The sequence below is a fragment of the Arthrobacter sp. Edens01 genome (genome assembly GCF_001307035.1).
GTDB lineage: Bacteria > Actinomycetota > Actinomycetes > Actinomycetales > Micrococcaceae > Arthrobacter_B.
Map to the genome: position 1 here is coordinate 86,524 of NZ_LKIU01000002.1, position 11,855 is coordinate 98,378.

An 11,855-nucleotide genomic window follows, 5' to 3' on the forward strand; every position below is an offset into this window, starting at 1 on the left:
TGCAAGACAGAGGAAGGGGACACCAATTGGCTAGCCAGGATTGGGTCGACAAGGATTTCTACAAGATTCTGGGTGTTCCCAAGGACGCTTCCGACGCCGACATCAAGAAGTCGTACCGGAAGCTCGCCCGCAAGTACCACCCGGACCAGAACCAGAATGACCCTGCCGCGGAGAAGATGTTCAAGGACGTCTCCGAGGCATACTCGGTGCTCTCCGATGCCGAGGAGCGCCAGCAGTATGACGCCATCCGCGCCATGGGCAGCGGTGCCCGGTTCTCGGCGGGCGGCGGAGGCGGCCCGGCAGGAGGTGCAGGTGCGGGCTTCGAGGACATCTTCGGCGGCCTCTTCGGCCAGCCGTCCGGCCGGTCCCGCCGCACTACCTACAGCACCGGCGGCGGCAATATTCCGCCGGAGTTCGCCGACCTCTTTGGCGGCGGCGGCTTTGGCGGGGGAGGAGGCTTCGGTTCAGCACCGCCGCAGAAGGGTGCCGACCGTACAGCCAGCACTACGATTTCCTTTGCCGGCTCCATCAACGGCACGGTAATCGGGCTGCGCGAGCCGAGCGGCGAAGTAGTGGAAGTCCGTGTCCCGGCCGGGGTCAAGGACGGCCAGCGGATCCGGGTCCGCGGCAAGGGGATGCCCGGCGCTGCCGGCAACGGGGACCTTATGGTCACGGTGCACGTCACCCCGCACGACTTCTTTGTCCGGGACGGGAACAATATCCGCATCCACGTTCCAGTGACGTTCCCGGAGGCGGCACTGGGTGCCACGATCGAGGTTCCTACACTGACCTCGGACAAGGTGAAGCTCAAGGTACCGGCGGGAACACCGTCCGGGCGCACGCTGCGGGTCAAGGGCCGCGGCGTACACACCTCCAAAGGCAACGGCGACCTCCTGGTGACTGTTGACGTGGCGGTTCCCTCCCACCTGAACAAGGATGCCAAGGCAGCGGTCGAAGCCTTCGCCGAAGCCACCAGGGGCGAGGACCCCCGCGCTGGACTGGCCGCCAAGGCGCGTCTCTAGGACCTCGGCGGTCCTTGGCCGGTGCCCGGCTAAGATAACGACAACACACGGAAGCGAAGGAGAAGGCAGTGGGCATTGACGTCAACGCGCCGATCTTCGTGATCTCGGTTGCCGCGGAACTCGCCGACATGCATCCGCAAACCCTCCGGCAGTACGACCGGCTGGGGATCGTGAGCCCCAGCCGGGCTCCGGGCCGTTCCCGGCGCTATTCCCAGCGGGATATCGAGATGCTGCGGGAGGTTCAGCGCCTATCCCAGGAAGGTGTCTCCCTGGAAGGCATCAAACGGATCATGCAGCTGCAGCAGCAGGTCAGCGGGCTGCGCGAGCGGGTGGACCAGCTTTCCGCGGAGCTGGACCAGGTCCAGCAGCGCAGTGCCGACATGGGCCGGGTCTTCGCTGCCGGACTTGCCGGTGACGTCGTCACACTTTCCCGCGGCCAGCGGCCGCCTGCATCCAAAGCGCAGGCACGCACCAGCGGCCTGGCTGCCCTGGTGGCCCGGAGCCGCCGGGTCATGGCGTTGCCGGCCGGCAAGGGCGCGGCGGTGGAAACGGAGCTCGGCTACACCGCCGACCGCGGCGAGTTCTTCCGCTCCGGCCAGTCCTAGCGGAACCTCCGGCCCTGATCCCTGCGGTTGGCCCACACAGCGCCCGCGCAGAGCAGCACAGTCCAGACCAGGAAGCAGAGTACGGATGTGGCCGGCAGATCCTCGCCGGAGAGCGCTGAGACCGAGATGTCCCGCGCGGCCCGGGAGGGCAGGAACTGCGAGAAGGTGTTCAGCCCCGGAGAAAAGATGACCGGCGGAAGCATCATGCCGCCTGCGAAGGCGAGCGGGAAAAAGACCACCTGTGTCACTGCGATCGCGACCTTGGACGTACAGAGGTAGCCGATCAGCAGTCCCAGGAAAAGGAACGGGAGCCCGCAAAGAAGCCAGACCACCACTGAGACCGGAATGCGCCACCAGGAGAGCGTTCCGTCAGTGTAGAGCTGCAGTCCAGCCGTAGTGGTGGCTCCCACTACCAGCACGGGGACCAGTGCGAAGAACGCAAACATCATGGCCGTTATTGCCCGCGCCACGGTTGCCGGGAAGGCCCCGACCGGCAGGGTCCGGACGTAGCTGCTCCACGGATTGGCCCGTTCCTCAGCCACGCCAATACCGTAGTTGAAGAGGAACGCGCTCATCACGCCGAAGACTGCCAGCTGCGCGATCGACATCAGCGAGGCCTGGGGGTCGGACGTAACCGCCGTCTGGGGCAGCACGAAGAACACCAGCGCCAGGGTCGGGAAGACCGTTGAGGACAGAACGGCCACCGGAATGCGCAGCTGTTCCAGGACCTGCGCGCGGGTGTGGATGCGGATCAGCTCGAACAGCGGCTTGTTAGCCGGTTGGGTTGCAGGCGGACGGGCCGCGGCAGTACCGGTCATCGGGCTGCCTTCCTTTCCGTGTTGTGTTCCGGGCCGCCGGCCCGTTGCGTGAGCGAGATGAAGGCTTCCTCCAGGCTCGCGGCATGGACCTCCAGTCCGCGGAATTCCACCTGCTCCCGAACGAGCCGGCGAACCGTGTCATCGGCGTCGTGCGTTAGTACTGTTGTTGCGCCGGACGCTGACAGGCTCGCCGACACGGTGCCCGGCTGGGATTCAAAGTACGACGGCGGCAGGGAAGTGTGGAATGAAACCCGGCTAATGCTCACCCGGCTGCGGATCGCATCCACGTTGCCGTCAGCCACCACGGAGCCGCCGTTGATCACTACTACCCGGCTGGCCAGGGTCTGGATCTCGTCGAGGTAATGGCTGGTAATCAGCAGCGTGCCGCCGCCGGCACGGTAGTCTGCCAGCCGTTCCCACAGGTTCTCGCGGGCCTCGACATCCAGGCCGGTGGTCGGCTCGTCCAGGATCACCAGGCGGGGACGGCCCACCAGGGCCAGGGCCACGAGGAGGCGGCGCTGCTGGCCGCCGGAAAGCCCCCCGCACTGTTTATTGGACGCAGCCCCCAGTCCGAACCCGTCCAGCAGCTCTGCTGTTGGCACCGGACTGGCGTAGTGCGATCCGACGAAGTCCACCGTTTCACGCACGCGCAGCGTTGCCGGCACTGAGGTCGCCTGCGGTGTGGTGCCTAATGCCTGGCGGGCCAACGGGTTCCTGGGATCCTGTCCAAAAAGCTCGACGCGGCCGGAATCGGGCTGCCGGAGACCGCTGAGCAGGTTCAGGAGTGTGGACTTGCCGGCGCCGTTGGGTCCCAGCAAACCGACGGTCTCGCCGGCAGTGACAGTGAAGTCCACGCCGTCCAGCGCAGTGGTGGCACCGTAGGCCTTGCTGACTCCGTGAGCTGCCGCCAGGACTTCCTGGAAGCTTCGGGAAGGAGCGGTCATTTTGCTTATCTCCTGGTGGCAGGGCCGGCCGGAATATTCGTTATGCCAGGCCGGAGAGCAGGTCGGAAAGGTTCTTGCGGTAGCGGGCATAGGCGGCTCTGCCCTCGGGGGTAATGCCCACGTAGGTAGCGGGGGTGCGGCCCTCTATCGTCTTGGTGACTTCCACGTAGCCCGCGGTTTCAAGCTTTCGCAGGTGGGTGGAGAGGTTGCCGGCTGTCATTTCCAGCATTTTCTGGAGTTTGGTAAAGGCAATCTGGTTGTTCTCACCGACTTCGTTGAGCGTAGTGAGGGCACGCAGCCGGGATTCGGCGTGGATGACCGGGTCGAGTTCAGGCATGGGCCCGCCCGTTCCGGAGCCTGCGGGTACGCAGGTGTTCAACCACGGCTCCGGCCAGCATGCCGGTGGCCCCTAGGAAGAGGAAAACGGCCAGGAAGAAATCCGGTCCGGAGACGAGGGCTGCCACCGTGACGACCAGCAGCCAGATTCCAAGGAAGGACTGGGCGCGGTCGTTGAAGGTGGTTCCGCCGGTGATGTACAGCAACCCGACGATGAGGATCGCGACGGAGTTGATGAGCAGGCCCCGCAGCCAGAAATCGTCGACCGCCCGTCCGATCACAGCACTCAGCGCTCCCATGACGGTAAACCCGAGTGCCCAGGCGGCGCCGTACATTCCGCCCTGGAACGCGGACTGTCCGCGCAGTCCCCGGCTGCTGCGGAAGAAGATCGCAATAGTCGAGCCGGTGGCTGCTGCGAGGGCTATTCCGAGGATCGCCAGTGCTGCCGAAGGTTCCATCGGAAGCCACCCCTGCTGTGTTCCCCACAAAGAGCCGTAGCCAATAATCCAGGTGACACCCCAGAGCAGGTACACCAGGGATGTGTTTCCGCTGAGGGTTCGGCGGGCGGAACGCTCTGCATCCTGGACCACGCGGAGGGCGGAATGCAGGTCCATGGTCTCTTCAGGGGCTGAATGCCCGTCCGTTTCTTTTCCGGACGTTGCGGCGGCCCCGGCAGGATCCGGTTTGCCTGCTTCAAGCTGGCCGTTACGGAAGGCTTTTTCGCTCATGCAAAGTAGTTTGCAGTACAAACCTGCTTCCGGCAAGAGGTATCAACAAAAACAGGGGAGACGACGCTTCGGCGTCATCTCCCCTGTTGGAGCTTTGCTAACTCCGGCTGTCTTCCGGGATGGCAGGTGTCTCGCTGAAGTCCAGGGTCGGCGTCGGGCGCCGGAAGAACCTGGTGAGGTACAGGAGGTGGAGAACGCCCACCCCAACCCAAATCAGCCCCACAACAAAGGTGGTGGCGGAGAGCGAAGTCCAGAGCCACAGGCACAGGGCAACGCCGACGGCGGGCACGGCAACGTATTTCAGCGCGTCCAGGCCGGTGCGCCGCCCGTTGTCGATGGCGTAGTGCTTGATCACGCTGAGGTTCACGAAGGTGAAAGCGATGAGCGCCCCAAAGCTGATCATCGAAGAAGCCAGTTCGAGACTGAGCACAAGAGCCACCAGGGAGACCGCTCCCACGATCAGCGAGGCGGAGTACGGCGTCTTGAACCGGGGGTGGATCCTGCCAAACACGCCGCGGGGGAGTGTCCCGTCGCGGCCCATGGACAGCAGGATCCGGGAAACGGATACCTGGGATGCCATGGCGGAGGCGATGCAGCCGGCTACATACGCTGCCGTGAAAAACGTGCTGAGGAAGGTGCCGCCCACGTGGACCATGACGTCAACGGCAGCGGAGTCGGGATCCGTAAAGGACATCCAGTCCGGGAAGGCAACGTGGCCAAGCCAGGACAGGCCCAGGTAGATCGAGCCGGAAAGGACGGTACACAGCAGGATGGCCCGCGGAATGATCCGCCGTGGGTCCCGGGTTTCTTCCGCCAGGGTGGAGACGGCGTCGAAGCCCAGGAAGGACAGACAGAGGATTGCGGCGCCGGCGAATATGGTGCCGGCATCGAATCCTTCGCTGTAGAAGGGTGCCAGCGGACTAATCGGCTCGGCATAGCCTGCGTAGGTGCCAAGGGACATCACCACAAACACGAGGATGAATACCGCCTGGGCGGCGATCAGGATCATGTTGGCGCTGGCGACCAGGCGGATGCCGATCACATTGAAGGTGGTGACGATGGCGATGGCCGCAACCACCCAGATCCACGCGGGGATCGCAGGGAAGGCCACACCCATGTAGATCCCGATGACCATGTAGTTGAGCATCGGCAGGAACAGGTAGTCCAGGAGCAGCGCCCAGCCGGCGAGGAAACCCGTGGAGGCACCGAAGGACTGCTGTACGTAGGTGTAGGCGCTTCCGGCCACCGGATAGGCACGAACCATGTTTGCGTAGGCAACGGCAGTGAAGATCATGGCGACCATGGTCACTGCGTAGGCAGCGGGAAGATGCCCGCTGGTCAGCTCCGTGACGATGCCGTAGGTGGTGAAGACGGTAAGCGGCACCATGTACGCGAGTCCGAAGAACACAACCGAGGGAAGCCCAAGGGTGCGCTTCAGCTGGGGTTTACGGACTGCCGCAGGGGCAGGTTGGGGAATTGCCATCCGATTTCCGTTTCTGTGGGGGCCAGGAACTGGCAGGGGAGGAAGAAAGCAGTAAGGCAGGCGGAACTACGCCAGCGCGGAATGGACGGGTTCTCCGCCAACTACGGTCAGCAGCACGGGCAGGTCGGTGAGCGCATCGCCGTCGGTCTCTGCCGGATCTTCGGCGAAGAGCACCAGGTTTGCGGTTGCACCGGGTTTGATCACGCCGAGGTCACCGCGGCCCAGTGCCTCGGCTGCCCAGCGGGTGTAACCAAGCAGCGCTTCGTAGCCGCTCAGCCTCTGTTCCGGTTCGAAAACAGGGGCCTGAACGTTTCCGGGGGTACGCCGCAGCCGCGCCCAGGCCATGCCGAGGCGCGGGTCGTACTGCGCCACAGGCCAGTCTGAACCGAGGGCAACGCGGCCGCCGGCTTCCAGCACATCCCTGACCCGGAAACCGCCGTGGGAGCGGTGCGGGCCCAGCCTGGACGCCCAGGCATCGGTGCCGTCTCCCGCACGCCACTGCATGTGCAGGGGCTGCATGGACGCTACGACGCCGGTTTCTGCCAGGTTTGAGATGTCCGGGTCGGTCAGGACTTCCAGATGTTCAATGCGGTTCGGTGCACCGGCAGCCGATGCCGTGCCCACACGCTTGTAGGCCTCAAGGATCTGGCCCACACCGGCGTCGCCCACCGAGTGCGTGGCGATCTGGTAACCGGCCTCGACATACCGGCGGGTGACTTCCTCGTACCGGTCCAGGTCCTTCCAGAACGAATGGGTGCCGGTGCCGCAGGTGTCCGGTTCGTTCAGCCAGGCTGTCCCGGACTCAATGACGCCGTCCAGGAACATCTTGATGAGCTGCACCCGCCAGCCCCGGCCGCTGCGTCCGAGCTGGGAGATGATCTGCGCAACCCGCTCATCGCCGTCGCCCGGCTGATGCCACATGGCGATGTGCAGCTGAACCGTCAGGTTCCCCGCTTTTTCCATGTCGGCAAGCAGATCGAGGTGTTTGTCCCGGCCGTCCATGACGACTGCGGAGGTAATGCCCACACCATTCAGTGTCGAGAAAAGCGACTGGAGCCGCTGGATGTACTCGTCCTGCGGGATCGGAGGAACGGCGTCCAGGAGCAGCAGATAGGCAGGGATTTCCCGGAGTTCGCCGGTGGGCACTCCCTGCTCGTCCACGACCACCAGGCTGGCGTCGTCGAAGGTCTCCCGGCCGGTAATGCCGGCAGCAGCCAGCGCCGCGGGGTTGCCCAGGCCGGTGTGGAGGTCATAGAGGACCACAGCCAGCGGCCGGCCGCCGAGCACATCATCGAAGAGGTCGCCTCGAAGCGGCCCGTCGAAGGCATTGTGGTCAAGGTTCCATCCGCACACCCAGGCATCCTCCGGAAGCCGGGCAGCTTCCTTGGCCAGAGCGTCCCGGATGCCCTCAAGGTCCAGGCCGTACAGGTCTATCCCGCGCGTCAGCTCGATGCCCCAGATCGGATGCATGTGCGAGTCGATCAGGCCCGGCACCAGGGCTGCGCCGCCCGCGTCGATGACCCGGGTATCGGGGCCGGCGAGGGCAAGCACATCGGCGTCGCCGGCGACCGCTGTGATCTGCCCGCCGGTGACCGCCACTGCTGTGGAAGCGGGGCCGAACCCGGGCGCTTCGGGCGCAGCCGACTCCATGGTCCGGACCAGGGCGTTGTGGATAATGAGATCTGCCGTCATGGCAGAAACCTAGTCCGCCCATGTTTCGTTTAGGTGTTTTTTTCAAACTATTTCGTCAGGTTTCCGTCGTTTGGCGCGCTGTAAACGACGAAACCCCGCACCAGCTGGCAGTGCGGGGTTCGGATTCGGGAGACGGTCAGAGTCGCCGGTACGTCAGGTCAAAGATGAGCCGTCCGGCCTGGTGCGCCTTGTTCTCAAAGCTGGTGAGGATACGACCGTCGAAGCGCGGAGCCCAGCCGCCGCGGGTGTCGACGTCGTCGGAGGCTTCCTTGCCTTCCAGTCCCTGGGCGCGGACCTGGGTCAGCGGGCTTTCGGTGCCCGCGCGCTCGCCCGGGTGCAGGCTTTCGAACTGCGGGGATGCATCCAGCACTTCGCGCATCTGGACGGCGTAGTCGGACCAGTCAGTGGCAAGCCGCCAGAGCCCGCCCGGCACCAGGGCCCGGGCAGCAAGTTCGGCGAAGGAGTCCTTGACCATACGGCGCTTGTGGTGGCGGGTCTTGTGCCACGGATCCGGGAAAAAGACCCAGAGCTCATCCACCGAACCCGCGGGAAGCATGGTGGTGAGGACCTCGGGAGCGTTCGCCTGGACCACCCGCACATTGGTCAGGTTCTTCTGGCCAATGCGCTGCAGGGTCTGGGCCAGCCCGGGAAGGTAGACCTCCACGGCCAGGAAGTTCTTCTCCGGGTTCTGCTCCGCCGCGTGGGTGATGGCTTCGCCGAGGCCGGAACCGATCTCGACGACGAGGGGAGCTTTGCGGCCAAAGGCGGCTTCGGCGTCGAACACGTAGTCCGGATCCACAGATGTGTCCGAATGAACACGCGGGACGTCGATGACGAAAACATCGGAGAGCTCGTCCCAGGCCTGCTGGCGCCGTCCCTGCAGGCGCGATCCCCTGCGGACAAAGGACACCGGGGCCCGGAAATGCACGGAATCAGGGCTCTCGGACCCGTCGGCAGCATCGGAAACGGGCAGGGCTGGGTCAGTAGTCATTACTGTTAATGCTAACCGTGTGCCGGCACCGGACTGTGTCCGTCGTAAGCACCCCTAATTAGGTAACTGGGACCGATCCGGTAAACTGGGGGAAGTTGTTGCGACTGCCGCGCCTAAAAGCCGCGTGTGTAAGCAGCGCAACCTGCGTCGATGAACGCTTTCTTTTGTCCCGCCCGTTATCTCACGGGGCGGTGGACACTGTCTGACTTTTCTTCGGCGAACCCTCTGCGCCACACGGCATAGGGGGCCACTTACCGAAAGTTGCCTGTCTTTTCATGACCACTTTTGCTGCCCTTGGCGTACCCAAGGCACTTGTTTCAAACCTCTCCGCCCAGGGAATCGCAGAACCGTTCCCCATCCAGGTGGAAACCCTTCCCGACACCCTCAAGGGCCGGGATGTCCTTGGCCGCGGGCGCACCGGCTCCGGCAAGACCCTCGCCTTCTCCCTGCCGCTGGTCACCCGCCTGGCTGAAGCCGAGGCCGCTTACCGCCGCCGGCCGAACCGCCCGCTGGGCCTGGTGCTCGCGCCGACCCGTGAACTGGCCACCCAGATCAACAACGTCATCGAGCCGCTGGCCGCCGAGCTGGGCCTGAACACCACCGTGATCTACGGCGGCGTTTCCCAGCAGCGGCAGGAAAAGGCACTCGGCGCCGGCGTAGACATTGTCATCGCCTGCCCCGGCCGTCTCGAGGACCTGATGAAGCAGAAGGTCATCAGCCTGGAGTCCGTCGAGATCACCGTGCTGGACGAAGCCGACCACATGGCCGACCTCGGATTCCTTCCGGTTGTTCAGCGCCTGCTGGACCGCACCCCGGAAAAGGGCCAGCGTATGCTCTTCTCTGCCACCCTGGACAACGGTGTGGACAAGCTGGTCCGACGCTACCTCTCCAACCCGCTGACCCACTCCGTGGATGACCCGCAGGCAGCGGTCACCACCATGGAGCACCATGTGCTGCTGGTCCAGGACCAGACCGCCAAGAAGCTGCTGGTGAAGGAACTGGCTTCAGGCCAGGGCCGCCGCATTATGTTCATGCGCACCAAGCACCACGCCCGCAAGATGGCCAAGTACCTGACGGACAGCGGAATCCCCACCGTCGACCTGCACGGCAACCTTTCCCAGAACGCCCGTGACCGGAACCTGGCGGAGTTCGCCTCCGGCGACGTCCGCGTCCTGGTGGCCACCGACGTCGCCGCCCGCGGCGTCCACGTGAACGACGTCGAGCTGGTTGTCCACATCGATCCGCCTACGGAGCACAAGGCATACCTGCACCGCTCCGGACGTACGGCACGTGCCGGCTCCGACGGCACCGTTGTCACGGTGACCCTGCCCGAGCAGAAGGGCGAGGTGTCCAAGCTGATGAAGGCTGCGGGCGTCGACGTCTCGATCGAGAAGGTTTCCCACAACTCCCCGTCGATCGCCAAGCTTATTGGTGAGCGTGCGGCAGTCGTTGAGCCTCATGTCCGTGCAGCCCAGCTGGCAGCAAAGTCCCCCCAGCAGGGTGCAGGCCGCTCCACTGGAGCCAACGCCCAGCGCAAGCGCGCTGCCCGTTCCGGTGCCGGCACGCGTGCCGGTGGACGCGGCGGTGCAGGCGGCCGCGGACGCGTCTCCGCAGAACGCACTGCCTCAGCCGATGCTCCCCGCGCCCAGCGCAGCCCTGAAGGACGCCGCGGTTCAGCTGCGGCAGCCACCTCGCAGGGACGCAACCGCCGCCCCGCCACCGGCCAGCGCGCCGGTGACGTCGCAGCTGCGGGCACACACCGCTCCGGCGGTACCCGTTCGGCTGCTCCGGCAGGCAGCGGCCGCCCGGCACGCTCCGCCGGCCCCCGCCGCGCAACGGCACCCGCGTCGAACGAACGCCGCGGCCGCTAACTGACGCTACGGCAAAGGCCCCGCATCCAGTCCGGATGCGGGGCCTTTGTCATTCCTTGAGGCCAAGGCCGTACTCATTCAGGGCTGCCTCGATGATGTTCAGTGCCTTTGGCCCAACACCGTGCAGTTTGGCCAGGTCCTCACGCGGAATGCCGGCCAGCTGGCGGAGCGTGGTGAAGCCCGCGGCTCCGAGGCCCCGGGAAGCGGGCGCCCCAATTCTCGGCAGCTCATTCAGTGAAGTGCTCATGTTCCGATGTTAGGGACCGGCGGACCGGCGGCACAGCCCCATCCCGGCCTAGTCCAGGGGATAAAAGCTGACGACGGCGGCAAAGCCGCGGCCGAGTACCGCGGGACTCTCTTCGCTGCCGGCGACGGTGTCCAGCAGGTCCAGATCTTCCGGGGCACCGCCGTCGAACGATGCCTTCGCGGAGCCCTGGAGCAGCACCAGGAACTGGTCCGGGCCCAGTGCCGGGGAGTTCTTCTTCGACAGTTCCACCACCATCACAGCGGCACCGAACCGGTCCCGTTCTGCGAATGTGTTCAGTACGGTGACTTCCCCGGTGGGCAGCGATGCCTGCACCGGGACGTCGCCCGGATACCGCAGCGGGCGGAGCCGCTCCATCGCATGCTCGGTGCCGTCCACGTTCAGGAGGAGCAGTTCACCCTCCACCGGTACGGTGATCCGGTCGGTGTTCTCGAACCGGGTGAAGGGACCGGACTTCTCGATTGTCGCGGCGGACAGCCGCCAACCAGGCGTTCCGGAATCCCATGCAGGGCCGGACGCGAGGTCCTTGGAACGCCCTGAACCTGACCCCCAGGAACGGGAAGGGACGGCGGTGAAACGGATCAGATCAGCGCTCATGCTACTCGGTGAGCAGCTGGCGGCGGCGGGCAGCGAGTACATGGCGCCGTGCTTCGTTGGTGATCAGGAAGCGGCGGCCGGTGGTCTCGGCGGGCACAATCCGGATGAAGTGGTTCTTCTCCCCGGACTGCCACGGGAAAAGTTCAAGGTCTTGGGAGTCCAGGACGTCTTCGATGGACTCAAGCTGAGCTGCGTCGCCCTTCAGTACCACGCTCCAGGCGTAGCCCAGCCGGTCGTCGTAGCCGTCCACCTCAAATGCAACTGGTGAATCGTCCAGCGCCGCAGACAGCTTGGTGCCCTTCGCGGTGCGGAAAATGATTGTTCCGTGATCCACGGCGAAGTTGATGGGAAAAATCTCCGGGCGTCCATCAACCACCACGGCCAGCCGCCCCACGGACGCCTGACGGATGTAGTCCCAGCAATCGCTGGATCCGAGTTCGACTGGTACCCCTGCATCTTTGGTTGGCGGCATGCACCCAGTCTAGGCATAACCTGTGCGGCGC

The 11,855-nt window shown here is 65.0% G+C and carries 13 protein-coding genes; 3 read left to right on the plus strand and 10 right to left on the minus strand.

The genetic code is table 11. From position 1 onward, the window contains the following. Window positions 1-26 precede the first annotated feature (26 nt). Together AO716_RS00825 and AO716_RS00830 are read left to right on the plus strand one after the other, a co-directional pair. Complete coding sequence (locus tag AO716_RS00825; RefSeq protein ID WP_195840663.1) at window positions 27-1,022, plus strand: DnaJ C-terminal domain-containing protein; 996 nt, start codon at window positions 27-29, stop codon at window positions 1,020-1,022. Between the two features lie 74 nt (window positions 1,023-1,096). Further along, complete coding sequence (locus AO716_RS00830) at window positions 1,097-1,627, plus strand: heat shock protein transcriptional repressor HspR (RefSeq protein WP_082413301.1); 531 nt, start codon at window positions 1,097-1,099, stop codon at window positions 1,625-1,627. On the opposite strand, the gene AO716_RS00835 is transcribed toward AO716_RS00830, so the two are convergent. The 7 genes from AO716_RS00835 to trmB form a co-directional block, all read right to left on the minus strand. Then, the gene (locus AO716_RS00835; protein WP_055239072.1) at window positions 1,624-2,445 is read right to left on the minus strand and encodes a hypothetical protein; all 822 of its coding nucleotides are present in this window, start codon (window positions 2,443-2,445) and stop codon (window positions 1,624-1,626) included. The two genes, AO716_RS00830 and AO716_RS00835, sit on opposite strands and share 4 nt — an antisense overlap. Further along, window positions 2,442-3,389 carry an ABC transporter ATP-binding protein gene (locus AO716_RS00840; protein ID WP_055239073.1) on the minus strand — a complete coding sequence of 316 codons (948 nt, stop codon included), beginning with the start codon at window positions 3,387-3,389 and terminating at the stop codon, window positions 2,442-2,444. The genes AO716_RS00835 and AO716_RS00840 overlap by 4 nt, the downstream gene beginning before the upstream one ends. Before the next feature lie 40 nt (window positions 3,390-3,429). After that, window positions 3,430-3,726, minus strand: coding sequence for a transcriptional regulator (locus AO716_RS00845; RefSeq protein ID WP_055239074.1), 297 nt, complete (start codon window positions 3,724-3,726; stop codon window positions 3,430-3,432). Further along, on the minus strand, window positions 3,719-4,453 hold the full coding sequence (locus tag AO716_RS00850) for a hypothetical protein (RefSeq protein ID WP_235471971.1): 735 nt from the start codon (window positions 4,451-4,453) through the stop codon (window positions 3,719-3,721). The genes AO716_RS00845 and AO716_RS00850 overlap by 8 nt, the downstream gene beginning before the upstream one ends. Window positions 4,454-4,550: 97 nt before the next feature. Continuing rightward, complete coding sequence (locus tag AO716_RS00855) at window positions 4,551-5,936, minus strand: APC family permease (protein WP_055239075.1); 1,386 nt, start codon at window positions 5,934-5,936, stop codon at window positions 4,551-4,553. Window positions 5,937-6,002: 66 nt separating this feature from the next. Beyond that, entirely contained in the window at window positions 6,003-7,628 is a 1,626-nt protein-coding gene (locus tag AO716_RS00860; protein WP_055239076.1) for an amidohydrolase, read from the minus strand. A 136-nt stretch (window positions 7,629-7,764) separates the two neighbouring features. Next, on the minus strand, window positions 7,765-8,619 hold the full coding sequence (gene trmB, locus AO716_RS00865; RefSeq protein WP_055239077.1) for a tRNA (guanosine(46)-N7)-methyltransferase TrmB: 855 nt from the start codon (window positions 8,617-8,619) through the stop codon (window positions 7,765-7,767). Window positions 8,620-8,894: 275 nt separating this feature from the next. Between trmB and AO716_RS00870 the strand changes: the two genes are divergently transcribed. Further along, window positions 8,895-10,490 (plus strand): DEAD/DEAH box helicase, encoded by a 1,596-nt coding sequence (locus AO716_RS00870; protein WP_055239078.1) that lies wholly within the window; start codon window positions 8,895-8,897, stop codon window positions 10,488-10,490. 49 nt (window positions 10,491-10,539) lie between these two features. On the opposite strand, the gene AO716_RS00875 is transcribed toward AO716_RS00870, so the two are convergent. From AO716_RS00875 to AO716_RS00885, 3 genes are read right to left on the minus strand one after another with little or no spacing between them, the layout of a single operon-like run. Continuing rightward, entirely contained in the window at window positions 10,540-10,737 is a 198-nt protein-coding gene (locus tag AO716_RS00875; RefSeq protein WP_055239079.1) for a DNA-binding protein, read from the minus strand. 48 nt (window positions 10,738-10,785) lie between these two features. Next, a complete protein-coding gene (locus AO716_RS00880; protein WP_055239080.1) occupies window positions 10,786-11,352 on the minus strand; it encodes a HutD family protein in 567 nt (188 codons plus the stop codon). Window position 11,353: 1 nt separating this feature from the next. Further along, window positions 11,354-11,824, minus strand: coding sequence for a pyridoxamine 5'-phosphate oxidase family protein (locus tag AO716_RS00885; RefSeq protein WP_055239081.1), 471 nt, complete (start codon window positions 11,822-11,824; stop codon window positions 11,354-11,356). Window positions 11,825-11,855 lie beyond the last annotated feature (31 nt).

Excerpts from the sequence above, each read along its gene's own strand:
- AO716_RS00835 (WP_055239072.1), bottom strand. The coding sequence starts at position 2,445 with ATGACCGGTACTGCCGCGGCCCGTCCGCCTGCAACCCAACCGGCTAAC.
- AO716_RS00875 (WP_055239079.1), bottom strand. The coding sequence starts at position 10,737 with ATGAGCACTTCACTGAATGAGCTGCCGAGAATTGGGGCGCCCGCTTCC.
- AO716_RS00850 (WP_235471971.1), bottom strand. The coding sequence starts at position 4,453 with ATGAGCGAAAAAGCCTTCCGTAACGGCCAGCTTGAAGCAGGCAAACCG.
- AO716_RS00860 (WP_055239076.1), bottom strand. The coding sequence starts at position 7,628 with ATGACGGCAGATCTCATTATCCACAACGCCCTGGTCCGGACCATGGAG.
- trmB (WP_055239077.1), bottom strand. The coding sequence starts at position 8,619 with ATGACTACTGACCCAGCCCTGCCCGTTTCCGATGCTGCCGACGGGTCC.
- AO716_RS00840 (WP_055239073.1), bottom strand. The coding sequence starts at position 3,389 with ATGACCGCTCCTTCCCGAAGCTTCCAGGAAGTCCTGGCGGCAGCTCAC.
- AO716_RS00885 (WP_055239081.1), bottom strand. The coding sequence starts at position 11,824 with ATGCCGCCAACCAAAGATGCAGGGGTACCAGTCGAACTCGGATCCAGC.
- AO716_RS00855 (WP_055239075.1), bottom strand. The coding sequence starts at position 5,936 with ATGGCAATTCCCCAACCTGCCCCTGCGGCAGTCCGTAAACCCCAGCTG.
- AO716_RS00880 (WP_055239080.1), bottom strand. The coding sequence starts at position 11,352 with ATGAGCGCTGATCTGATCCGTTTCACCGCCGTCCCTTCCCGTTCCTGG.
- AO716_RS00845 (WP_055239074.1), bottom strand. The coding sequence starts at position 3,726 with ATGCCTGAACTCGACCCGGTCATCCACGCCGAATCCCGGCTGCGTGCC.
- AO716_RS00870 (WP_055239078.1), top strand. The coding sequence starts at position 8,895 with ATGACCACTTTTGCTGCCCTTGGCGTACCCAAGGCACTTGTTTCAAAC.